This window comes from Streptomyces sp. NPDC091281 (genome assembly GCF_044757425.1).
Classification (GTDB): domain Bacteria; phylum Actinomycetota; class Actinomycetes; order Streptomycetales; family Streptomycetaceae; genus Streptomyces.
In genome coordinates this window covers 117,782-140,353 of sequence record NZ_JBIVUY010000008.1, presented here as the reverse complement: position 1 = coordinate 140,353, position 22,572 = coordinate 117,782, and the positions used below count along the sequence as shown (strand labels likewise).

The window sequence follows — 22,572 nt, the reverse complement described above, 5'->3', positions numbered from 1 at the left end:
GTGCGGTTCAGCCGATCTGCGCGTTCTTGGAGACGGTCACCTGGTCGATGTCGGAGGTCCGTACGGTGACGGCGACCTTCCATTCCCCGGCGAGCGGGAGCTGGACGCCGCTCGCCGACCAGTGGCCGGTGGTGATGTGGTCCGGGGAGACCGGCAGCGGTCCGACGTCCTCGCTCTCCAGGGTGAAGGCGACCTTCACCTCGGGGACGTCGAAGGCGCGCCCGTTGGGCCGGGTGACGTAGACGTGCATCTCGTTGGCGCCCGAGCGGGCCGGGTCGAGGTCGATGCTGACGACGCCCTTGCCGTCCGTGCCCCCGGTGTCGAAGGCCATGTCGAGGGTCAGGGCCCCCGAGGCGCCGGTCGCCGCCGACGAGGACGACGCCGCCGCGGCGGCCTTGGCGTCCTGCTCCGTGCGGCCCGGCTCGGTCGAGGTCAGCACGGTGGTCACGGCGAGCAGGACGACCGCGACGCCCGCCTCGGCGAGCACCGAGCGGCGCAGGCCGAGCCGGTCCGGGTCGGCGTCCCGCCGCTGCTTCTGGCGCGCCGCGTCCACGGCGGCCCGCTGCCGCGCGAGCTGCGCGGCCCGCTTGGCGTCACCGGAGCCCTTGTCGGCCCCCGACGCCTTCGCGTCGCCGGAGCCCTTGCCCCCGACCGCCTTGCCGCCGCCCTTGCCCTGGGCGCCGTTCCGGCTCTCCTTCGGGTTCTCCTTCGTGCCCTTGGCCCCCGCCTTCCCCGCGGTGGCCGTCTCCTTGACCGCACCGGCCCGTGCCGCGGGCGACCCCTTGCGGGCGCGCGCCTTCGCCGCCGCGGAGGCCGCCGCCGCTGCCGCGGCCTCCACCATCCGCGCCGTCCAGCGCCGGGAGAACCAGGCGATGCCCACGAGGACGGCCACCAGCGCGATCTTGATCAGCAGCAGCTGTCCGTAGCGGGTCCCGGTGAACGCCGACCACGAGCCGAGCTGGCGCCACGACTGGTAGACGCCGGTCAGCACCAGGGCGGCGACACTGCCGAAGGCGAGCCGCGAGAACCGGCGTACGGCGGTGGCGTCGGGCGGGGTGTCCCCCCGGTACAGGGCGACGAGGAGGGTGCACAGCCCGCCCAGCCAGGCGGCGACGGCGAGGAGGTGGACGATGTCCACCGGCATCGCGATGCCCGGCTGGATACCGGCGGAGGCGTGCTCGGCCATGGCCCAGCTCGCCGCGAGCCCCGCCGCCACCACGGTCCCGCCGACGGCCAGCCCGAAGGTCAGGTCCCGCTTCTCCTCGTCCTCACGCTTGTCGTACGCGCCGAAGAGCACCGCGATGAACAGGGCCGCCGCCGCGAGCAGCAGCAGCCGGGAGACGAGCGCGGCGCCCGTCTTCGTCTGGAGGACGTCCCCGAGCAGTCCGAGGTCGAAGATGTCGCCGACCGCGCCGGACCCGGTGTAGGAGCCGCGCAGGAGCAGCAGGAACAGGGTGGCCGAGGTGAGCGCGACCCAGCCGCCGACGACGAGCCGCTGCACGGCCCGTACCCCGGTGCCGCGCTGCCAGCAGGCCAGGACGAAGGCGGCGCCGCCGACCAGCACGGTGAAACCGGCGTACGACACGTAGCGGCCGAAGCCGTAGAGCCAGCCGACGACGCCGCCGCCCGCCGCGCGGGTCTCGGCCGAGACGCTGGTCGCGGAGGGCGCGCCGATGGAGAAGGTGAAGGCGCCCGCGACGGGGTGGCTGTCGGCGGAGACGACCTGGTAGGTCACGGTGTAGGTGCCGTCGGGCAGCCCGGTGTGGAGCGGGACGGCGTAGGTGGCGCCGCCCGTGTTCGACGGCTTGCCGGTGTCGACCCGCTTGCCCTTGGGGTCGAGCACCCGCAGGCCGTCGGAGGTGGCGGAGACCTGCTCGGAGAAGGTCAGCGACACCTGGGTGGGCGCCTTGTCGACCACGGTCCCCTGAGCGGGATCGCTGCCGGTCAGCGCGGCGTGCGCGGCGGCCGGCCCGGCACCGGCGAACAGCGCGCCGCCGACGGCCAGGATCAGCAGCGCCAGCGCCCGTACCGCGCGGGCGAGAGGCCGGTGAGCGGGCGCCCGCGGAGCGAGGGTCCTGGGAGCGATGGTCGGGGACAAGGCGGTCCTTCCCTCAGGCCCCGGTCTTCGGGGTGTAGGTGGCGGCTTCCACCGGCATCTCGACCTGGACGGTCCCGGACTCCGCGAAGTGCAGTTCCACGGTCACCTTCTCGCCCTCCACCGGCTTGCGCTTCAGGTTCTCGAACATCAGGTGGTTCCCGCCGCTGGCGAGGACCAGCCGCCCGCCCGCCGGTACGGCGAGGGCGTCGGCCTCCCGCATCGCGCCGCCGACGGTCTCGTGCACGGTGACGCTGCCCGCGACCTCGCTGGTGACCGAGGTCAGCTCGTCCCGCGTACCGCCCTGGTTGGTGACGGTGAGGAAGCCCGCCGCCATCGAGTCGGAGACCGGCTGCGGCATGTAGGCGGACTTCACGGACAGTTCGGCGGCCGACCCGGAGGAGCCCGAGCCCGACCCCGAGCCGCAGCCCGCGAGGAGGAGCACGCAGGCCAGCGCACCGGCCACCGCCGCACCCCGGGCCCGCACGCGACCGGAACCCGAACCCGAACCGGAGCGCGACAAGGACGGGGGCATGGCACCGGGATCGGAACCGGAGCGGGAGCGGGAGCCCGGAGCCGGGCGGGTGCCGGACGGCCTCACGGCTTCTGCCCGTTGATGATCTTGGGCAGGTCCTTGGCGTAGTCGTCCACGGTGGCGTCCTCGCCGTAGAGGAGGTAACCGGCGTCGGTCTTCGGGGAGAAGGCGACGACCTGGGTGCCGTGGGTGGAGACGATCTTGCCGTTCTTGTCCTTGTGCGGCGCCTCGATGGAGATGCCGACGCCGCGCGCCGCGGTCTGGATGGCGGGGAACCCGCCGGTCAGACCGACGACCTGGGAGTCGATGCCCTTGAGCCAGGTGCCGAGGGCCGCCGAGGTGTCACGGGCGGGGTCGGTGGTCACGAACACGACCCGCAGCTTCTCCTGCATCGCCGCGGGCAGCTGCTTCTTCGCGACGGCGATGTTGTTCATCGTCAGCGGGCAGACGTCGGGGCAGTGGGTGTAGCCGAAGTAGAGCAGGGTCGGGTGCCCGGCGGTCTCCTTACGGAGGTCGTACTTCTTGCCGGTGGTGTCGGTGAGGACGAGGTCCGGCTTGGCGAACGGCTGGTCGAGCACGGTCGCGGCGCCCCGCGCGGCGGAGTCCTCCCCGACGGCGGAGACCGGGCTCGCGTCCTTGTCGTCGCCGCCGCTGCCGCAGGCGGAGAGGGTCAGAGTGGCCGCGGCGAGCAGCACGGCCGCGGCGAACGTCTTCTTGCGCATAGAGAAATGTCCCAGATGTGTGAACTCCGGTGCGCGCCGGGGCAGCCAGTGCCCCGGCGCGCACCGCGGACGAGCGGCCGGGCCGTCAGGCGGCGGCGTCGGAGCGGCGGCGGCCGGCGAGGACGCCGTAGGCGACCCCGGCGATGCCGACGACGATGCCGACCACGCCGAGGACGCGGGCGGTGGTGTCGGTGCCGTCGGAGTCGGACCCGGCGGCCTCGGTGGACTTCGAGGCGGCCTGGGCGTCCTTCGCGCCCGCCTCGTCGGCCTTCTCGTCGGAGTCCTCGGCACCGGCCGCGCCGTGCCCGTGGCCCTCCTCGGCGGCGGCCAGGGCGAGCGCCGGGGCCGGGTGCTCGGGCTCCTCGGCGCCGTCCGCCTGCACCTCGATCCAGCGGACGACTTCCTTGTTGGAGTACGTCTGGATCGCCTTGAAGACGATCTGGTCCTTCTCCGGCAGCGCGCCGACGGAGACCGGGAACTGCTGGATGTAGCCGGTCGGGATGCCCTTGCCGTCGGTCGCGGTCCACGTCACCTTGGAGACGGCCTCGCTCACCTGCCGGCCGTGCACCTCCAGCGGCTTGTCGAGCTTGCTCTTGACGATGTCGATCTTCCAGCCGTCGAGCTTCTCCGGCATCACCGAGGACAGCGGGGTGTCCAGCGGGAAGGTGACCTCCAGCTTGGTGGTCGTCGCGTTGTCGCGCTCGTTCGGGACACGGAAGTTGATGAGGGCGTAGCCGCCCTGGGACGCGGTGCCCTCCGGCTGCACGGAGACGTGCGCGAGGGCGGGCGAGGCCAGGACGACGACGGCGGACCCGGCGACGGCAGCGGCGGCGGCGAGACGGGAGATCTTCATGACAGGTGCACTCCACTCAGAGTGAGAGACATGGGTGAGGGGTGCGTGCCCCGGCGGCCGGGCGCGGTTCCGCGGCCCTGGCGGGCGGCGGCGGTCCGGGCGTACGGCGGGACGGCGGGCACGCGCGCGTGCCGCACGACGGCGGCCGCCCCCCCCCGATGAGAGTGGAGTGCTGGTCGTGTCGTGTCAGGCAGCGAGGACGAAGGGAGCGGCGGCGGGCGGCCCGCGCCGGATCACCGAGTGCTGGAGCGCTCCGGCCGACGGCCGGGCCGGTACGGGCGGCGCCGCGTGCGGCGGGCGCGGACCGGTGTGCGGCGCGCCCGGCAGACCCGCGAGCAGTGCGCGCGCCAGCGCGAGCGCGGCGCGCAGCGCGCGGACGAGCGCGCCCTCCGCGACGCCCTGCGCCGACAGGTCCGTCAGCCGCAGCAGCGCCGCGTCCCCGTGCCGCAGCAGCCACCCGGCGCCGACGGCCGCGAGGACGTGCCCGAGCAGCATCGGCAGCGAGGGCAGGAGCGCCATCGACATCGGCGTCGGGAACGGCGAGGCGGTCGCGCCGGTGCCGCCCATCCCCTCCGACGCGTGGTGCACGGCCGACGTGCCCGTGCCGCCGCCGGGGTAGATCCGCGCGTCCACCAGGATCTGCTGGGCCCGCGCCGGACTGAGCGGCGCCGCAGCGGCCCCGCACAGCAGCCGGGCCGCCCGCTCCACCAGCGCGGCGTCGGCCGCCCGGGACGCGGCCGACACGGCACCGCCGGACGGGGCGCTGTGCTGCCCGAGCCCGAAGAGCGTGTGCAGGACGGCCTGTCCGACGGTGAGCAGGGTGGCGATGGCGGGCAGCGAGCGGGCCCGCCCGGCGAGCGGCGCCGCGACCACCAGGACGGCGAGGAACCCCGCGCCGAGCGTCCACAGCGGGACGGCGTCGCAGGCGGCGAGGGTGTGACCGGCCCCGGCCAGCACGACGCAGACCGCGGCGAACACCGCGGCCCGCAGCAGCCGGAGGGCACCTCCGGAGCGCGCCGTGCGCTGATGGGGGTCGGTCATGGCGGGCTCATCATCGCACTGGCCCCACGCCTCTCCTACGCCAGGTCCGGACGTTTTCCCGCACCCCCCGGATCATCCGTTGTTACGACCGGGGGTGGTGAGGCACACGCGCAGGTGAGGGGCCTCCTATACACCGTTCCGGGTCTGCCGCGCATCCCCCGTATGGGCGGCGTCACGTCGGAATCGCGCTTAGTGACGGCCTCGGGCGGCAATACGTATCGGTATGTCGAGGCGCGGCCGGGAGGCTGGAGCATGAGCATCTGGTGGTCACTCCATCTGAGGCGTGAGGCAGCGAGCGTTCCGCTCGCCCGCCGCCTGCTGCTCGGCACGATGGAGACGGCGGGGGTCGACCCCGACGTGTCCTACGACCTCTCCGTCGCCCTCAGCGAGGCCTGTGCCAACGCCGTCGAGCACGGCGGGGGTGCCGCGCGCGGCGGCGGTTCCGGGGCCTACCGGGTCACCGCCTACCTCGACGGCGCGATGTGCCGCATCGAGGTCGCCGACTCGGGGCCGGGTTTCACCGGCGAGCGGCAGGCCCCCGCCCCCGCGGTCGTCCCCGCGCACACCGACGCCGAGGAGGGGCGTGGCCTGTTCCTGATCCGGGAACTCGCCGACCACGTCCACATCGGCAACAAGCCGGGCCGCGGCGGGGCCGTCGTCAGCTTCGACAAGATCCTCAAGTGGCGTGAGGACGCGGCGCCGTTGATGGCGGTCTGACCCACCGACGATGGCGATCTGACCCACCGCCCCCGGCCCACCGCCTCACACCCCGTCCAGCACCTTCACCAGCACGTCCAACGCCTCCGGATACGCCCCTTCCCGCGGCGTCCCGTACCCCACCACCAGCCCCTGCGGCCGCCCGCCATCGCCTGCGCCGCCCCTGGAACCACCGGCACCGCCACCGCCCGCGCCGCCCCCGGACCCACCGGCACCGTCGCCGCCTCCCTCGCCACCCTGTCCCTGTCCCCCCTTTCCGTCCTTTCCCCCCTCCCGCGCATGCCAGTGCTCCCCCAGGAACCCCACCGCGAGCCCGGCCGCCGCCGCCCGTTCCCGTGCCGCCGCCTCGTCGGGGACCTCCACCAGGGCGTGCAGCCCGGCCGCGACCCCGCGGACGCCCCGGTGCCCGCCGAGCCGCTCCAGCAGCAGGTCGCGGCGGCGCCGGTAGCGCAGTCGGCAGGCGCGGACGTGACGGTCGTAGGCGTGGCTCCCGATCAGGTCCGCGAGGGCGAGCTGGCCGAGGGTCTCGGTGTGGTGGTCGCTGTGCAGCTTGGTGTCGGCGACCGCGTCGACGAGGTGCGGCGGCAGCACCATCCAGCCGAGCCGCAGGGCCGGGCCGAGGGTCTTGGAGGCGGTGCCGAGGTAGACGACCTCGTGCGGCGCCATTCCCTGGAGCGCGCCCACCGGCTGCCGGTCGTAGCGGAACTCCCCGTCGTAGTCGTCCTCGACGAGCAGCGCCCCCTGCGCGCGGGCCCAGTCGGTCAGCGCCCGCCGGCGCTCGGGGTGCAGGGTCACGCCGGTCGGGTACTGGTGCGCGGGCGTCACCACCACCGCCCCGAGCGCCCCCGACTCCGTTGGCCGTACGCCCCGTTCGTCGACCGGCACCGGCAGCACCCGGCCCCGGCCCGCCGGACGACCTCCCGGTGGAAGGGCAGACCGGGGTCCTCCATGCCCACGGCCGGTCCGCCGAGGGCGCGCGTGAGCAGCGCGAGCCCCTGCACGTACCCGGTGGTGACCACGATCCGCTCCGGGGGCGCGACGACGCCGCGCGCCCGCCCCAGGTACGCCGACAGCGCCGTCCGCAGCTCCACGCGTCCCCGCGGGTCTCCGTAGCCGTACGCCGAGGCGGGCGCCGTGGCCAGGGCGCGGCGTACTGCGCGCAGCCAGGCCGTGGTGGGGAAGGCGCCGACGTCGGGGCTGCCGGGGCGCAGGTCGAAGCGGGGCGCGGTGGGGTCGGCCGCCGTGCCGGAGGGGCGCGCGGCGACGGCGGGCAGGTCGGCGACGCGGGTGCCCGAGCCCTGGCGGGCGGTGAGGTAGCCCTCGGCGACGAGCTGGTCGTAGGCCGCCTTCACGGTGTTGCGGGAGAGGCCGGCCTCGGCGGCGAGGCGGCGGGTGGGCGGCAGCCGGGTGCCGGGCGCGAGGCGTCCGCCGCGCACGGCGTCGCGCAGCGCGCGCTCCAGCCCCGCGCGCCGCCCCGTGCCGTCGCCGGGCTCGGGCTCCAGGTGCAGGTCGACGCCCGCGCCGGACCAGAAGTCGCTCACGTGCCCACCCTCGCACGACGCCCGGACACCGCACCCCCGTCCCGGCGGTGGCCGGACGCCACCCCCGCACGGCGGCGGCCGGACACCTCACCGGTGCCCGGCCGCCGTCACACCTCCGCGATCGCGGCCGCGGTCGAAGCCGCCGCCGAGGTCCGCGATCGCCGTGCCCGCCGTGTCAGCCCTGGAGCGCGGCCATCCAGGCCTCGACCTCGTCGGAGCGGCGCGGCAGCCCGTCGGAGAGGTTCCGGTTGCCGTCCTCGGTGACCAGGATGTCGTCCTCGATGCGCACACCGATGCCCCGGTACTCCTCGGGCACGGTCAGGTCGTCGGCCTGGAAGTACAGCCCCGGCTCGACGGTGAGGACCATGCCGGGCTCCAGCGTGCCGTCGACGTACGACTCGACGCGCGCGGCGGCGCAGTCGTGAACGTCCATGCCGAGCATGTGACCGGTGCCGTGCAGCGTCCACCGGCGCTGGAGGCCCAGCTCCAGCACCCGCTCCACCGGGCCCTCGACGAGGCCCCACTCCACCAGCCGCTCGGTCAGCACCCGCTGGGCCGCGTCGTGGAAGTCGCGGTACTTGCCGCCCGGCCGGACGGCCGCGATCCCGGCCTCCTGCGCGTCGTAGACGGCGTCGTAGATCTTCTTCTGGATGTCCGTGTAGCGGCCGTCGACCGGCAGGGTGCGGGTGACGTCGGCCGTGTAGTACGTGTGCGTCTCGACGCCCGCGTCGAGCAGCAGCAGGTCACCGGCGCGGACCGGGCCGTCGTTGCGGACCCAGTGCAGGGTGCAGGCGTGCGGTCCGGCGGCGGCGATGGTGCCGTAGCCGATGTCGTTGCCCTCGACGCGCGCGCGGAGGAAGAAGGTGCCCTCGATGTAGCGCTCGCTGGTGGCTTGCGCCTTGTCGAGGACCTTCACGACGTCCTCGAAGCCGCGGACGGTGGAGTCCACGGCCTTCTGGAGCTCGCCGATCTCGAAGTCGTCCTTGACCAGGCGGGCCTCGGAGAGGAAGGTGCGCAGCTCCTCGTCGCGTTCGGCGGTGACCTTGTCGGTCAGGGCCGCCTCGATGCCCGCGTCGTGGCCGCGCACGACGCGCACCGGGCCGGTGGCCTCGCGCAGCGCGCCGGGCAGGTCGCGCACGTCGGCGGCGGGGATGCCGTACAGCGCGGCGGCCTCGGTGAGGGAGTGGCGGCGGCCGACCCACAGCTCGCCCTGGCCGGAGAGCCAGAACTCGCCGTTCTCGCGGTCGGAGCGCGGCAGGAGGTAGATGGTCGCCCTGTGGCCCTCGGCGACGGGCTCCAGCACGAGGACGCCGTCCTCGGTCTGGTTGCCGGTGAGGTAGGCGTACTCGACGGAGGCGCGGAAGGCGTACTCGGTGTCGTTGGAGCGGGTCTTGAGGTTGCCCGCGGGGATCACCAGGCGCTCGCCGGGGAAGCGCGCGGAGAGCGCGGCGCGGCGGGCGGCGGTCTCGGCGGCCTGGGCGATCGGCTCCAGGTCACGCAGCTCGGTGTCGGCCCAGCCGGACTTCATGTGGTCGGCCAGCTCGTCGGACACGCCCGGGTACAGGCCGTTCTTGCGCTGCTTGATCGGCTCTTCTTCAGCGGTCTCCGGGGTCTCCGGGAGCTCTTCCGCCACGGTCATCCTCCTCGATACGGCACTGGCCCGCTACGGCACCGGGCCCGCTCCATCGTACGGTCGTACGGGAGAGGGCCCGGCGGCGCGGAACGCCGCTCACCACACCGTTCGCGGACGATCGCGCACGGTTGCCGGGCGCGGGCGGCTACTCGAAGCGGGCGGCCAGCAGGACGACGTCCTCCGCGTCCCCCTCCGCGCGGCCGGACCCGTCCGGTGCCCCGTGCCGGTCCGCGCCCTCCGGGAGCATGGCCCGCAGCACGTGGTCGGCGATCGCGCCCGGATCGTGCCGGATCGAGCGGGGGACGCCCGCGGCGGCGGCGTGCAGCCGCGCGAACGCCCGGTCGACCGGATCGCCGGTGCGGTGCAGCAGCCCGTCCGTGTAGAGGAGGACCGTCTCGCCCGGGTCGGCCTCCACCTCCACGCTCGGCGCCTCCCAGCAGGCCAGCATGCCGAGCGGCGCGGAGACGGACGTCTCGACGAACTCGGTGCGCCGCTCGCCCACCAGCAGCGGCGGGCAGTGCCCGGCCCCGGCGAGGGTGATCTTGCCGAGGGAGGGCTCGCAGTACGCGAACAGCGCGGTGGCGGACCGGGCGGGTTCGGTGAGCCGCAGCAGCAGTTCCAGGTCGGACAGGACGGCCACCGGGTCCTCGCCCTCCATCACGGCGTACGCCCGCAGCGAGGCGCGCAGCCGGCCCATCGCGGCGACCGCGCTCGGCCCGGACCCGGTGACCGAGCCGACCGCGAGGCCCAGCGCGGCGTCCGGCAGCGGCAGCGCGTCGTACCAGTCGCCGCCGCCGAAGGGGCCGGTGCGGTGCCGGGCGGCGAGCTGCACCCCGGCGACCCGCGGCAGCCGGGAGGGGAGGAGTTCCTCGGTCATCGTGGCCATGCCGTCGCGGGTCCGCTCGACCTCCAGCAGCCGCGCCAGGTGCTCGGCGGCGTGCCGGACGTACAGGCCGACCAGGTGGCGTTGCCGTTCGACGGGCTCGGCGGGCTCGTCGTAGAGCCAGACGGCGGCGCCGAGCCGGCCCGTCGCCCCGGCGGTCAGCGGCAGGGCGTAGCTCGCGGCGTACCCGAGGCGGGCGGCGACCTCGCGGTGACGTGGGTCGAGCCCGTCCTCGGCGAGCAGGTCCGGCTCGGTGATCTCGCCGTCCCCGCCGGGCAGTCCGTCGAGGATGCGGCCGTACGCCATCGAGCTGCGCGGGACGGTCTCGATGTGGCCGAGGTCGGCGCGGCCGAGGCCCAGGCCGATCGTGGTCTGCGGGCCGAGCCCGTCGGCCGGTTCCAGGACGACGAGTCCGCGCCGGGCGCCGACGAGGGCGGACCCGGCGCGCAGCACCTCCTGGAGGGCGTCGGTCAGGGTGTCGGTGCGGACCAGGCGTTCGGTGAGTTCGTGGAGCGTCGTGAGGTCGGAGACCCAGCCGGCGAGGCGGTCCTGGAGGAGCGCTCCCGCGCCGGGGGTGACCGCGGTACCGGTGGGGCCGACGGCCGCGGGGGAGGCGGGCGGGTCCGCTGACACGGGCGCGACAGTCTGTGCGGGCGAGGGAACCGTGGAATCGATTCCGGCCACTTTCGAAGAGTGAGGGGCGTTCATGGCGTCCGGCTCTCCGACCGGTGCGTATGGCTCAGAAGCATCGCAAACCCCCATGTCATTCTGCGCCGCCAGCAGTGTCTCCACATGTACACGCACTCGTGAGGGGATGTCCAGCATTGTCCTGCCGGGATCACTGGTGTCCACGGGGTCGACGTGATGGTCGGGCACGATTCGTCCGGCTCCCTTGCGGAAAGGCGAAGTTGGCTTGAAACTGCCTCGGGTGACGGGTGTCTGCGGTCGACTGGCCTTGCTCCACAGAGCGTCACAGCGGTCGTGGTGGGTACGTACTCGGTTAGGACCAGGGGTCGTCGGGAGTCTCCCGGAACCTGGTGACCCACCCGGGCGTCCTAGCCACCGACGACCGTGCCCCATCCTCCCGTGGCGGAGGCGGAGAGAAATACGCGGACGGCGAAAACGCCAGACTTCGCCACCCCGCGCCAGGCCCGTGATGCGGACGGGCGCAGTATTGGCTCGGAGTGACCGCCGACAGCAGTCCACGCTCTACCCCCTGGGGTTCCCCTTGTCTCGGACAGGGGTGTGATGCGCCAACAGGTACGCACAGTGAAGTGATCGACACATGGTGTGATGTGACCCACGGTGTTGCCAGCGGTGCAACGGAAAGGAACGAGCGCTGATGCGCGAGATCCTCGGAAGGCGACGCAGGCTGCTGTCCCGGCGCCGCGGCGGGAGGACCGAACTGCTCGACGCGGCCCTCACGTTCGCGTCGGCCTGGCAGTGGCCCGTTCTCCCGGGTGTGGCGGCGGACCCGCGGGCCGTGTCCCGCTGCGGCTGCCCCGACCCCGAGTGCACGGTGCCCGGCGCCCACCCCTTCGACCCCGGCCTCCTCGCGGCGACCACCGACGCCCGCATGGTCCGCTGGTGGTGGGGCAACCGCCCGACCGCGCCGATCGTCCTGGCCACCGGCGGCAGCGCGCCCTGCGCGATCAGCCTCCCCGCGCCCGCCGCCGCGCAGGCGCTCGCCGCGCTCGACGCCCTCGACGTGCGCACCGGCCCGGTGGTCGCCGCGCCTACCCGCTGGTCGATCCTCGTCCGCCCCTACTCCATGGAGCAGCTGGGCGAACTGCTGTACGCCAAGGACTTTGTCCCCGGCTCCCTCCGCTTCCACGGCGACGGCGGCTACATCGCCCTGCCCCCGTCCGAGACCGGGCGCGGCCCGATCCGCTGGGAGCGCGCCCCGCTGCCCGGCTCGGCTTCGCCCTGGGTCCCCGACGTCGAGGCCGTGGTGGACACGCTGGTCGACACCCTCACTCGTACGGGTGTGAGCGCGCCCGAGTTGTAGGGGTGTCGGGCGCGCGCCGGGCGGCGCGGCCCGCCCGGCTCGTTATCTTCCGCAGCATGAACCTTCGTCTGCTCGCCCTCGGGGGCGCCGTGGCCTGCGCGATCGCGGTGCCCCTGGCCATGGCGTCCGCGGGACCCGTGGGCGGCGAGGCACGCTCGGTCCTCCCGAAGTCGGCGGCGTCCGCGGTGTCCTCGGAGACGTCCGGCGCCGGCTCCCCGGACACCTCCCTCGCGGGGCGCGGCGCGGACGACGGCGCCGGGGGCGGTGACGGCGCCCGAGGCGGTGACGGCGGGGGAAGCGGTGACGGCGCGGGGCGCGGCCGGGTGTTCGCCGATCCCCGTACGGACCCGAAGGGGCCCGGTGTCCCGGCCGGTGCCGCCTCGCCCCCGACGGTCCCCGAGGCGTCGGACGCCTCCGACGTCGACCGGCTGCTCGGAGTGGGGGTGGCGACGGCGGCCCGCTGCGGACCCGAACTCACCTCCCCCGACGGCGTCGAGGCGCAGACCTGCGTCCTCGACCAGGGCGCCGACACCTGGGCGCGCACCTACTACCGCAACGCCACCGGCCGCGCCCTGGACGCCGTCCTCAGCTTCATGGGGCCCGACGGCCGCACGGTGCGGATGCGGTGCGCGGTCGGCGCCGACGACGAGCCGGGGACCTGCGAGACGCCGCGGGAGGCCCGCCGGGGCGGCCCCGGTCAGTACACGGCGGTCGCGGAGTTCGCGCGGACGGGCGGTGGCGGACCGCTGCTGCTGCGTTCCGGAAGCAACTCGACGCCCTGAGAGGGCAGTTGACGCACACCGTCGCAGAGGCGAAGACGGCGGTCATGGAAAGACCCGGTTGCTGGCGACGGGGGATGCACCAGCAACCGGGCTACTGGAACGGTAACAAGAGATCGGCTCCAAGCAAATTCGATCTGCTGTTTTCATCGGCTTTCCGGACACCGGGAGATCGCTTGCCATGGCGCCGACTCGCCTTGCGCGGCGGGGAGTTGTGAGCCGAGTCACGCGCGTCGGCCCGGAACGGGCCTGACCGACCGGTCAGGCCCGCCCGCTGTGCGGGGCCTGCGCGCCGCCCGTGGATCAGCTGAGCGTGACCTGTCGGTTGGTCAGGCCGCCGCGCGCGCGACGCTCGTCCGCGGTGAGCGGCGCGTCCGAGGCCAGGGCGGTGGCGAGCCGCTCGGCGAACTCCGCGGCCGGCTTCTCGACGTCCTCCGCGACGACCCCGCTCGGCAGGTCCCACACGGGGACGATCAGCCCGTGCGCCCGGAACGAGCCCACCAGGCGGGTGCCGTCGCCGAGGCCGGAGCTGCCCGCCGCGTGCAGCCGGGCGAGCGCGTCCAGAAGCCGCTCCTCCGGGTGCGGCATGACCCAGCGCAGATGGTTCTTGTCGGGCGTCTCGCACCAGTACGCGCTGTCGACCCCGGTGAGCCGCACGGTCGGGATCGCCGCGGCGTTGGCCCGCTCCAGGGAGGCGGCCACCTCGGGCGCCGCGTTCTCCGGGTCCGGCACCCAGAACTCGAACCCGCTGTGCACGACTGGCTCGAAGGTGCCTTCCGGGGCGAGCAGGTCCTGCATGCGCGGACCGTCGGCGGGCGCGCGCCGCGCCTGCACGGGCGTCCCCGGTCGCGCCTCCAGAGCGCGCAGGAGGGTGTCGGCCAGGTCGCGGCTGATGTCGCCGGACGGGGTGTCGTTCTGGAGGCCGAGCAGGACCGAGCCGTCGTCGCGGCGCAGCGCGGGCCAGGCCATCGGCAGCACGGTGGCGAGGGTGACCGACGGGACGCCCTCGGGCAGGCCGTCCTTCAGGGTCAGCTCGACCGTGGCCGCCGGGACCAGCTCGCGCAGGGCCACCCAGTCGCCCTCGCCCGGCAGCCCCTCGAAGGGGCGCTGCACCAGCTCGGTCACGGCGTGGGCGGCGGCCCGGCCGTGGCAGGCCTTGTAGCGGCGGCCGCTGCCGCAGGGGCAGGGCTCCCGCGCACCGACGACCGGGACCTCGCCGTCGGTGAGCTGCGGCCGCGTGGCCTTGGTCTGGGGGCGCTTCTTGGCCATCTGGCTGTCTCCCGGGTACGGCTCGTCTGGTACGGGCGGGAGCCTAGCCGCTCCCGCCGGGGCCGACGGCGACCTGTGGACAACGGCGACCTGTGGACAACGGCGGGCGCACAGGGGTGGGCTGAGGTGAGGTGCCGTACGGGCGGCGGGGCGGGAGCGCCGCGGGTACGCGTCGCGCGCGCTGGGGCCGGGGACGCGGCTGGGCGGCGCGGCTGGGGGCGCGGACGGCCGCGTACGTACGCGTCGCGCGCGCTCTGCGCATCCCTGCGAACCGCGCGCGTGCCGCGTCCGAACCGCGTGCGTCCTGCGTCAGGCCAGGTCGTCGAAGACGCCCGCGGTGACGCCCGGTCCGGGCATCGACGCGACCGTGGGGGCGGCGACGCGGGAGGCGAAGTCGTCGCGGCGGCACCCGGCGTCGGGATCGTGCACGTCGGCGTGGACGATCACCCACACCGTGACCTCGCCGCGGGTGTCGTCGCGGACGCCCCAGTCGGCGGCCAGCGCCGTGATGATGTTCAGCCCGCGTCCGCCGTACGCCGTGACCGAGGGCGTCGCCGGGGACGGCCGGGTCGGCCCGCCGCCGTCGGTGACCTCGACGATCAGCCGCCCGCCCGGGTCCACCTGCCACGCGGCCCGCACGTCGCCGTCCCCGGCGAACGCGTCGCCCAGCGGACGCCCGTGCTTGCACGCGTTGCTCAGCAGCTCCGACAGGATCAGCACGGCGTCGTCGATCACCGCCTCGGCGACCCCGCCGCCGCGCAGCTGATCGCGCATACGGTGCCTCGCCCGGCTCACGCCCGCAGGGCCGTGGGGTACGGCCATGCTCGACGACGTGGGCACCTCATGTGCCACCACCAACGCCACCCCCGAGACCTCCTTCGCCCCACGCCACGGTGTGGATGCCCCTCTGGCCTGTACCGGAAACCGGCCGATCCGGCTCCTGGGACGCAGGGAGCCGCATCGTCACGGAACGAACACGCCGGGGCACTCCTCGTCATGAAAAGGGGAGTGTGTGGCTGGATTCACTCGGTATGGCTGAGAACGGAGGATGGAACAGCTGTGCGCCGGGGTCAAGGGGGGCAGGTGGGACTTGTGAGGCTTCTGTGACCTCAGGGGTGCCGCCGGACCACCCCCGTGCCTCATCGGCCCAGCTGGTCCAGCACCGCCCGCGGCCGGTTGGTGATGATCGCGTCGACCCCCAGCTCCAGGCAGAGTTCGACGTCCTCCGGCTCGTTCACCGTCCACACGTGCACCTGGTGGCCCGCCTGCTTCAGCCGCCGGACGACGGCCGGGTGGTTGCGCACGATCCGGACCGAGGGCCCCGCGATGCCCACCCCGGCGGGCAGCCTGCCGTCGCGCAGCCGGGGCGAGACGAACTGCGTCAGATAGACGGTCGGCAGGGTCGGCGCCGCCGCGCGCACGCGGTGCAGGGAGCGCGCCGAGAAGCTCATGATCCGCACGGTGGAGTCCGCGGCCTCGGCGGGCGCATCCAGGCCGAACCGCTTCAGAAGCAGCAGCAGCCGCTCCTCGACCTGCCCGGCCCAGCGCGTCGGGTGCTTGGTCTCCACGGCCAGCTCGACCCGCCGCCCGGCGTCGGCCACCAGCTCCAGCAGCCGCTCCAGGGTGAGCACCGAGGTCGCCTCGCGGTCCTCCGGCCGTACCTCCCAGTCGGGCTCCTCCCCGCCGTCGGCCCCGCCCTCCGGGACGGTCCGCGTCTTCCAGGAGCCGAAGTCCAGGGCGGCGAGATCGGCGAGTTCGAGCGCGGAGACGGCGCCCCGGCCGTTGGACGTACGGTTCACGCGCCGGTCGTGGACGCAGACGAGATGACCGTCCGCGGTCAGCCGTACGTCGCACTCCAGGGCGTCGGCGCCGTCCTCGATCGCCTTCCGGTAGGCGGCCAGGGTGTGCTCGGGGGCCTCCTCGGAGGCGCCGCGGTGGGCTACGACTCGGACGAGCTGCTGCTGTCGTGCATGGGTCACCGCGTCATGGTGCCACCGGCGGGTGGAGCGCGTACGGCGGAGGGCCGCGGTGCGCGGATCGAGGGGCGCGCGACGGGGTACCGGGGGGCGTGGGGCGGAGCGCGGGGCCGTTCGTCTGAGAAGCGTCTTAGATGTTCCGAGATGTGTCGCTCTTGCGGTCAAATGCCCTTTATAAAGAATAGCCATGGACCCACAGCCACCGCTTATGGTGCTCTGACGGCCCGTGGGAAAAGCTGACACGTACACAAGCACATGCACAGCTGAAGCGCGCCGGGTCGACGAGGAGCGTGAGCAACCGTGATCGCGTGCGACCGAGTGCGACCGAGAACAACAGCCGTGGATCGAGGAGTAGAGCTGTGAGCACCGAGAACGAGGGCACCCAGGAGGGCACCACCCTTCCCCCGGCCCCGTCCGCACCCCCCGTGCCGGTGGAATCCCCCACGGCCTCCCCCCGGGCGACCGCGCCCGACCCCGGCGCGCCCACCGCCCCGCTGCCGCCGACGCCCCCACAGGCACCGCCCGCGGCCCACGACGCGCCCTCCCCCGGCCCGACCGGCGGCACCGAGGGCGACTGGCCGCCGCCCCCTTCGCACAGCGCCCCGCACGACGCTCCCCAGCCCGCGCCCGTCGCGGACGGTTCCGGCGCCTGGCCGCCCCCGCCGCCGCCCACCCCGTCGTACGGCGACCCCGCGACGACGGCCGCCCCCGCGACCCCGTCGTACGCGGACAGCGGCTACGGCGCGCACCAGACCGCCCCGGCCGCCCCCGCGTTCACGGGCGCCGGTACGCCCGGCGGTCCCGGCGACACCGGCACCTGGGGCGCCGCGTACCAGCAGCCCGTCCCGCCCAAGCCGCGCCGCGGCCGGGGCGGACTCGTGGCGGGCGTCCTGATCGCCGCCCTGGTCGCGGGCGGTCTCGGCGGCGGCCTCGGCTACACCCTCGCCAAGAACGACGACGACGGCGGCTCGACCACCGTCTCCGCCTCCGACAGCGGCGGCTCCGTGAAGCGCGACCCGGGCACCGTGGCCGGCGTCGCCGCGAAGTCGCTGCCGAGCACGGTCACCATCGAGGCCGAGTCGAGCAACGGCGAGGGCGGCACCGGCACCGGCTTCGTCTTCGACACCCAGGGCCACATCATCACCAACAACCACGTCGTCGCCGACGCGGTCGACGGTGGCAAGGTGACGGCCACCTTCCCGACCGGCAAGAAGTACGACGCCGAGGTCGTGGGCCACGCCCAGGGCTACGACGTCGCCGTCATCAAGCTGAAGAACGCCCCGTCGGACCTGAAGCCGCTCACCCTCGGCAACTCCGACAAGGTCGCCGTCGGCGACTCCACGATCGCCATCGGCGCGCCCTTCGGCCTGTCCAACACGGTCACCACCGGCATCATCAGCGCCAAGAACCGCCCCGTGGCCTCGTCGGACGGCTCCGGCAGCAGCTCCTCGTACATGAGCGCGCTGCAGACCGACGCGTCGATCAACCCGGGCAACTCCGGCGGCCCGCTGCTCGACGCCCAGGGCAACGTGATCGGCATCAACTCCGCGATCCAGTCCACCGGCAACGGCGGCCTCGGCGGCACCACCCAGTCCGGCTCGATCGGCCTCGGCTTCGCCATCCCGATCAACCAGGCCAAGTTCGTCGCCCAGGAACTCATCCGGACCGGCGTGCCCGTCTACGCGAAGATCGGCGCCTCCGTCTCCCTGGAGGAGTCCACCGACGGCGCGAAGATCACCGACCAGGGCGCGGGCGGCTCCGCGGCCGTCGAGGCGGGCGGCCCCGCGGACAAGGCCGGACTCAAGCCCGGCGACGTCATCACCAAGCTCGACGACACCGTGATCGACAGCGGCCCCACCCTCATCGGCCAGATCTGGACCCACCAGCCCGGCGACAAGGTCAAGGTCACCTACGAGCGCGGCGGCAGGACCAGCACCGTCGACCTCACCCTCGTCGCCCGCAAGGGCGAAAGCTGACCCACCCGCCCGCTACTCTTGTCCCCGCGCCACCCACACCGGCAGGCGCGGGGTGGGTTGCCCGAGCGGCCTAAGGGAACGGTCTTGAAAACCGTCGTGGCAGCGATGTCACCGTGGGTTCAAATCCCACACCCACCGCGTAAGGGAACGGCCCCTGACCAGCACGTCTGGTCGGGGGCCGTTGTCGTTGCCGGGTTGGTGTCGCGCCTCCGCCAGGCCCCCGGTCCGTGGTCGGGCGGAGTGTGGGGTGGTGGGGGGTCGGGGGTGCCTGGTCAGGGTGGAGTCGGCATGGATACGGTCGGGCTTCGTGCTCTTTCGGTCCTGGGGGGACATTCATGTACGTCCGTGCGCTGCGGCCCGTGCCGTTGGTCGGCGTGGTGGTCGTCGCGGTCCTGGTGGGTTCCGGGTGTTCGGCGGGGTCCGGGGCGACTGGGGCGGGCGGGGCCGTACCGGTGTTGACGCAGGCGCAGTTGCGGGGGCTCGCCTTCAAGGAGGGGGAGGTCGTGGGGGCGCATCCGGACGGGGTTCCGGTGCAGGCTCCCCGGCCGCAGGGCACGCCGCGGTCGCGTCCGCCGGTGTCCGATCCCGCGTGCCGGACCGTGCTCGACGTCCGGAGCGGGAAGCGGGCCGCCGCCGTCGTCCGCCAAGTCTTCAACTGGCAGGGGGACTTCTGGGGCGGCGGTTCGACGCTCGCCTCTTACCGGGACGGTGAGGCCCGGCGCGCGTTCGACCGGCTCCAGCGGGCGCTCGGCGCCTGCCGCTCGTACGAGGACACGGGCTGGGAAGGCCGGTTCACGGCCACGCTGACCGCCGAGCCGACTCCCGACATCGGCGACGAGGCCGTACGGTTCCGGGAGACCGTGCCGCCCGGTCCCGGCGAACTCGGCGCGCGGGACGAGCAGTTCACCGTGGTGCGGGCCGGGAACACCATCGCCACGTTCCACAAGCTGAGCGTCGGCGGCAGTGTGTCCTTCCCCGCCGATCTGGTGAACCGGCAGGTCCGGCGGTTGCAGGACGCGCAGCGCCCCTGAGGCGCCGGCTCCGGGCGTCGGGGATCAGGCGCGCGTCCCGCTGAACGGCGCCCCCGGTCCGGGGCCTCTCTCGCGTGCGTCGTAGGCCGCTCGTGCCGCGCGGACGGTGTCGAGATTGGTCTGGGACCAGGTGGTGATCTGCTGGATCAGGGCGCCCATCTCCCGTCCCAGCGGCGTCAGTCGGTAGTCGACGCTCGGCGGGACCGTCGGGTGGACCACGCGCGTCAGAAGACCCTCGCGTTCGAGGGCGCGCAGGGTCTGGGTGAGCATCTTCGGGGTCACGCCGTCGAGGCGGCGCCGCAGTTCGGCGTAGCGCATGGGGCGGCCGGACTCCAGGGCGACCAGCACCAGCATGGTCCACTTCCCGGCGATCAGCTCCAGCACCGCCCGCGTCGGGCAGTCGCGCAGGAACGCCTCCGCACCGCCGTGTTTCCTCAGGTCGAAGCCGGTATCCATGACGAACCTCGGTATCGGAGAAGTGCCTTCTTACGGCGGGCCACCGTCCCGGTCGAGCATGGACGCACGTACTCCCCGCTGTCGACCGCCGATCGCCGACCGCCGCCCGCCCGTCAGGAGAACCGATGACCGTCCCCGCCCGTATGCGCGCCGTCGTCCAGTCCGCGTTCGGCGGGCCGGAGACGCTGGTGCTCACCGAGACCGACGTGCCCGAGCCCGGACCCGGCGAGGTCCTCGTGCGGGTCGCCGGGGCGGGCGTCAACCCCGGTGACGCGGTGCTGCGTTCGGGCCGGGTGCCGGAGCTGGTGACCCTGCCGTGGACGCCGGGAAACGACGTCTCCGGCACCGTCGAGCGGCTCGGCGCGGGCGTCACCCGCTTCGCGCCCGGCGACGCCGTGTACGGGCTGCTCGCCCTGGCCCGGCGCGGCGCCTACGCCGAGTTCACCGCCGTACCCGCCGACGCCCTCGCGCCCGCGCCCCGCACCCTCGACCTCGTCCACGCGGGCGCCGTCCCGCTCGTCGCGTTCACCGCCTGGCAGGCGCTCGCCGTCCTGGCCGAGGTCCGGCCGGGGGACCGCGTCCTGGTGCACGCGGCGGCCGGCGGCGTCGGCCACGTCGCCGTGCAACTCGCCAAGGAGCGGGGCGCGTACGTCATCGGCACCGCCCGCGCCGCCCACCACCCCTACCTCCGCGACCTCGGCGCCGACGAACTGGTGGACCACACCGTCACCGACTTCCGGGCCGCCGTCGCACCGGTCGACACCGTCCTCGACCTGGTCGGCGGCGCGTACGGTCCGCGCTCGCTCGACGTGCTGCGGCCCGGCGGGCTGCTGGTCGGCGCGGCCATCGACCCCGGTACGGACGGGCGCCGCGCCGCCGAGCGCGGGCTGCGCTACGTCTGGGTCAGCGCCCGTCCCTCCGGGGCCGCCCTGGAGCGGATCACCGAACGCGTCGACACAGGTCGGCTGCGTATCACCGTCCAGCGTGTCCACCCGCTCGCCGAGGCCCCCGCCGCCCACCGCGCCATCGAGGAACGCCGCACCCGCGGCAAACTCGTCCTCGCCCCGGCCGTCGACTGAACGGCCGCTGGCTGAGCGGCCGCCAACTGAACGGCGGCCGTCAGGCTCACCCCCGCTCCCGCTCCCGCCCCCGCCCCCGCGTCAGCCGTTCCGCCGACGCCACCGTCGAGCGCGCCTCGCGGGCCGTGAGTCCGGCGTGTACGGCGGCCGCGGCGAGCGCGTCCGCCAGGCGCGGGCCGAGGCCGTCCTCGTACGCGCGGCAGGCCGCCCAGAACAGGCGCGTGTTGCGCTGACCGGGGTGGGCGTCCAGGACGAAGCGGACCAGGCCGCGGCCGTGCGCCCCGACGCCGTTCCCCCGGCCCGCCCCGGCCGTACGGGGCTGCCGGACCGGTGCTGGCGGAAGCAGCAGTCGCAGCAGCGGGCGCGGGCAGGGCGCGGGGGGCATGTCGGCCGTGCCGGGGGCGGTCGTGTACACGCCGTGCGCGGTGCGGCTGCCGGGGCCGACGAGGTAGCCGCCGGTACCGCGGATGTCGATGCCGGGGGCGAGCCGCCCGGCCGAGTTGGGGACGACCACGTCCGGCGGGCCGGTGAGCCAGAGGTGGCGGCCGCCGGACGGGGTGTGTACGACGATCGTCGGCGGGAGCGCGAAGAGGTGGCGTACGGCGAGGTCGCGCAGCGCGCGCTGCGGGTCCGCGCCGTTCTTGGTGTCGAGGTCGACGCCGATCAGGTGGTACGGGGGGAGCCCGCAGGCGATGCCGTAGCCCGTGGCCCAGGGGGCGGCGGCGAAGAGGCGGCGTACGCGGACGGGGTCGCGCGTGGCGTCGTACACGCCGTGACCGGGGAGTCCGCACTCGCCGTGGCAGGGCAGGGCGGCCGGGTCGGCCCGGTGCGGGGAGCGCAGCGCCGGGAGCTTCGTCCGGGAGAGAGGGAGGACGGCCAGCCCGCGTTCGGCGGCCGACAGGGCGTGGGCGAGGGCCAGGGCGTGCGCGTGGGCGGCGTGGGCCGGGGTGCGGGCGGCGGAGGGGCGGGTGGGGTGGCGGGTTCGGGGGGCGTCGGGGGAAGGGGCGGGTGCCTGCGGGGCGGCGGCCTGCCGGGGGGACCGGGGACCGTCGGGGTCACGGGTGGCCATGAGCCCATGGTCGTACATGCGTTCGAAAAGGGAAAGTGGGGGGCCGGTCGACGCGCCGCGGGGGGCGGGGAATGGCTGGAAATGCGGCGAAACGGTTCGCCCCTTGGGAGGCCTGAGCTGCGGGTGTCCGTCTTGCCGGGGATTGTGGTAGCTCGGGAAGAAAAGGCGAGCTAGGGGTTTATCGACTTGTCCTCACGCTTGCGTGGTAATCACGGCTTCCGGGGTGGTTCCCGGGGTTCGCCTGGGCAACTCTGATCTCGCGACGTCGTCACGACGCTGGGGCGGTAGGCCAACTGCCTTGGCAACAGGGGTACTTCACACGACCAATGGCTTCACGCAAGCAACAGCTCCACCCGATCGCCGGATTCACGAGCTGCATCAGTCCTTGAGCTGCATCAGCCCATGAACCGCATCGGTCCCGCGAGTTTCACGTGCCGAGCAGCACGCAAGTCCCTTTCTGGAGGAACACCATGGCATGCATCCGTACCGCCCGCGTCATCGCCGCCGTCTCCGCCCTCCCGCTGGCAGCCGCCCTCTTCACCGGCGTCGCGGCGGCGGACAACGGCGCCCTCGCGGACGACGGATCGAACGCCGGTGTCGCGAGCGTCGTGGGCAGCGGTGTCGGCCGCGACAACAGCGGCAACTCGTCCACCACGCAGCAGAGCGCCGTGGGTTCGGGCGCCTCGAACCAGTCCAACACCGCGCAGGTCAACGGCTCCGCCTTCACCGCGGTCAACCAGGGCAACAGCAACGTCGCCGTGAGCTTCACCCCGCTCTGGTGGTGACCTGAGGCGGGGCGAGCCGGGGCGGGCTCGGGGGAGACCGCCTCCCACGCCCGGGGGGTGCGGTGGGGCGTGACGCGTCTGCGCGGCGGTGCTTCGGCGCCGCCGCGCAGGCGTGTCTCCGCGT

At 74.3% G+C, this 22,572-nt stretch carries 21 protein-coding genes and 1 tRNA gene; 8 read left to right on the top strand and 14 right to left on the bottom strand.

What is annotated here, in order from left to right:
- Window positions 1-7: 7 nt before the first annotated feature.
- From ACIQPQ_RS21855 to ACIQPQ_RS21835, 5 genes are all read right to left on the bottom strand, one after another.
- Window positions 8-2,098, bottom strand: a complete 2,091-nt coding sequence (locus ACIQPQ_RS21855) for a copper resistance CopC/CopD family protein (protein ID WP_401306093.1) — start codon at window positions 2,096-2,098, stop codon at window positions 8-10.
- 13 nt (window positions 2,099-2,111) lie between these two features.
- The gene (locus ACIQPQ_RS21850; protein WP_401306091.1) at window positions 2,112-2,630 is read right to left on the bottom strand and encodes a copper chaperone PCu(A)C; all 519 of its coding nucleotides are present in this window, start codon (window positions 2,628-2,630) and stop codon (window positions 2,112-2,114) included.
- A gap of 62 nt (window positions 2,631-2,692) precedes the next feature.
- Window positions 2,693-3,352 (bottom strand): SCO family protein, encoded by a 660-nt coding sequence (locus ACIQPQ_RS21845; protein ID WP_401306090.1) that lies wholly within the window; start codon window positions 3,350-3,352, stop codon window positions 2,693-2,695.
- Window positions 3,353-3,437: 85 nt separating this feature from the next.
- Window positions 3,438-4,205 (bottom strand): YcnI family protein, encoded by a 768-nt coding sequence (locus ACIQPQ_RS21840; RefSeq protein WP_401306088.1) that lies wholly within the window; start codon window positions 4,203-4,205, stop codon window positions 3,438-3,440.
- Window positions 4,206-4,391: 186 nt separating this feature from the next.
- A complete protein-coding gene (locus ACIQPQ_RS21835) occupies window positions 4,392-5,246 on the bottom strand; it encodes a hypothetical protein (protein WP_401306086.1) in 855 nt (284 codons plus the stop codon).
- A gap of 252 nt (window positions 5,247-5,498) precedes the next feature.
- On the opposite strand from ACIQPQ_RS21835, the gene ACIQPQ_RS21830 reads away from it, so the two are divergent.
- Entirely contained in the window at window positions 5,499-5,963 is a 465-nt protein-coding gene (locus ACIQPQ_RS21830; protein ID WP_401306084.1) for an ATP-binding protein, read from the top strand.
- Window positions 5,964-6,008: 45 nt separating this feature from the next.
- Here ACIQPQ_RS21830 and ACIQPQ_RS21825 read toward each other — a convergent pair whose 3' ends face one another.
- From ACIQPQ_RS21825 to ACIQPQ_RS21810, 4 genes are all read right to left on the bottom strand, one after another.
- Window positions 6,009-6,758, bottom strand: coding sequence for an aminotransferase class I/II-fold pyridoxal phosphate-dependent enzyme (locus ACIQPQ_RS21825; RefSeq protein WP_401306468.1), 750 nt, complete (start codon window positions 6,756-6,758; stop codon window positions 6,009-6,011).
- 26 nt (window positions 6,759-6,784) lie between these two features.
- Window positions 6,785-7,504, bottom strand: a complete 720-nt coding sequence (locus tag ACIQPQ_RS21820) for an aminotransferase class I/II-fold pyridoxal phosphate-dependent enzyme (protein ID WP_401306082.1) — start codon at window positions 7,502-7,504, stop codon at window positions 6,785-6,787.
- Between the two features lie 175 nt (window positions 7,505-7,679).
- The gene (locus ACIQPQ_RS21815; RefSeq protein WP_401306080.1) at window positions 7,680-9,143 is read right to left on the bottom strand and encodes an aminopeptidase P family protein; all 1,464 of its coding nucleotides are present in this window, start codon (window positions 9,141-9,143) and stop codon (window positions 7,680-7,682) included.
- 139 nt (window positions 9,144-9,282) lie between these two features.
- Window positions 9,283-10,845, bottom strand: a complete 1,563-nt coding sequence (locus ACIQPQ_RS21810) for a PP2C family protein-serine/threonine phosphatase (RefSeq protein WP_401306466.1) — start codon at window positions 10,843-10,845, stop codon at window positions 9,283-9,285.
- Between the two features lie 517 nt (window positions 10,846-11,362).
- On the opposite strand from ACIQPQ_RS21810, the gene ACIQPQ_RS21805 reads away from it, so the two are divergent.
- Both ACIQPQ_RS21805 and ACIQPQ_RS21800 read left to right on the top strand, forming a co-directional pair.
- Window positions 11,363-12,028: a bifunctional DNA primase/polymerase gene (locus ACIQPQ_RS21805; protein ID WP_383768319.1), complete on the top strand. Its 666-nt coding sequence runs from the start codon at window positions 11,363-11,365 to the stop codon at window positions 12,026-12,028.
- Between the two features lie 56 nt (window positions 12,029-12,084).
- Window positions 12,085-12,810: a hypothetical protein gene (locus ACIQPQ_RS21800; protein WP_401306078.1), complete on the top strand. Its 726-nt coding sequence runs from the start codon at window positions 12,085-12,087 to the stop codon at window positions 12,808-12,810.
- A gap of 300 nt (window positions 12,811-13,110) precedes the next feature.
- Here ACIQPQ_RS21800 and ACIQPQ_RS21795 read toward each other — a convergent pair whose 3' ends face one another.
- The 3 genes from ACIQPQ_RS21795 to ACIQPQ_RS21785 all read right to left on the bottom strand — a co-directional run bounded on the left by ACIQPQ_RS21795 (window position 13,111) and on the right by ACIQPQ_RS21785 (window position 16,055).
- On the bottom strand, window positions 13,111-14,076 hold the full coding sequence (locus ACIQPQ_RS21795) for a DUF5926 family protein (RefSeq protein ID WP_401306077.1): 966 nt from the start codon (window positions 14,074-14,076) through the stop codon (window positions 13,111-13,113).
- A 309-nt stretch (window positions 14,077-14,385) separates the two neighbouring features.
- Window positions 14,386-15,027, bottom strand: coding sequence for an ATP-binding protein (locus ACIQPQ_RS21790; RefSeq protein WP_401306463.1), 642 nt, complete (start codon window positions 15,025-15,027; stop codon window positions 14,386-14,388).
- Between the two features lie 188 nt (window positions 15,028-15,215).
- Window positions 15,216-16,055, bottom strand: coding sequence for a glycerophosphodiester phosphodiesterase (locus tag ACIQPQ_RS21785; protein ID WP_401306075.1), 840 nt, complete (start codon window positions 16,053-16,055; stop codon window positions 15,216-15,218).
- Window positions 16,056-16,411: 356 nt separating this feature from the next.
- On the opposite strand from ACIQPQ_RS21785, the gene ACIQPQ_RS21780 reads away from it, so the two are divergent.
- From ACIQPQ_RS21780 to ACIQPQ_RS21770, 3 genes are all read left to right on the top strand, one after another.
- Entirely contained in the window at window positions 16,412-18,028 is a 1,617-nt protein-coding gene (locus tag ACIQPQ_RS21780) for a S1C family serine protease (protein WP_401306073.1), read from the top strand.
- Window positions 18,029-18,079: 51 nt separating this feature from the next.
- Window positions 18,080-18,166: transfer RNA gene (locus ACIQPQ_RS21775), tRNA-Ser, on the top strand.
- Window positions 18,167-18,603: 437 nt separating this feature from the next.
- Window positions 18,604-19,059 carry a hypothetical protein gene (locus tag ACIQPQ_RS21770; protein ID WP_401306071.1) on the top strand — a complete coding sequence of 152 codons (456 nt, stop codon included), beginning with the start codon at window positions 18,604-18,606 and terminating at the stop codon, window positions 19,057-19,059.
- Between the two features lie 24 nt (window positions 19,060-19,083).
- Here the strand turns inward: ACIQPQ_RS21770 and ACIQPQ_RS21765 are convergent, their stop codons facing one another.
- Window positions 19,084-19,515, bottom strand: coding sequence for a winged helix-turn-helix transcriptional regulator (locus ACIQPQ_RS21765; RefSeq protein WP_401306070.1), 432 nt, complete (start codon window positions 19,513-19,515; stop codon window positions 19,084-19,086).
- 125 nt (window positions 19,516-19,640) lie between these two features.
- On the opposite strand from ACIQPQ_RS21765, the gene ACIQPQ_RS21760 reads away from it, so the two are divergent.
- Complete coding sequence (locus ACIQPQ_RS21760; protein ID WP_401306068.1) at window positions 19,641-20,594, top strand: NADP-dependent oxidoreductase; 954 nt, start codon at window positions 19,641-19,643, stop codon at window positions 20,592-20,594.
- A 46-nt stretch (window positions 20,595-20,640) separates the two neighbouring features.
- On the opposite strand, the gene ACIQPQ_RS21755 is transcribed toward ACIQPQ_RS21760, so the two are convergent.
- Window positions 20,641-21,663: a bifunctional DNA primase/polymerase gene (locus ACIQPQ_RS21755; protein ID WP_401306067.1), complete on the bottom strand. Its 1,023-nt coding sequence runs from the start codon at window positions 21,661-21,663 to the stop codon at window positions 20,641-20,643.
- Window positions 21,664-22,133: 470 nt separating this feature from the next.
- Here ACIQPQ_RS21755 and ACIQPQ_RS21750 point away from each other — a divergent pair, with 470 nt between their 5' ends.
- On the top strand, window positions 22,134-22,448 hold the full coding sequence (locus ACIQPQ_RS21750) for a hypothetical protein (protein WP_383768345.1): 315 nt from the start codon (window positions 22,134-22,136) through the stop codon (window positions 22,446-22,448).
- Window positions 22,449-22,572 lie beyond the last annotated feature (124 nt).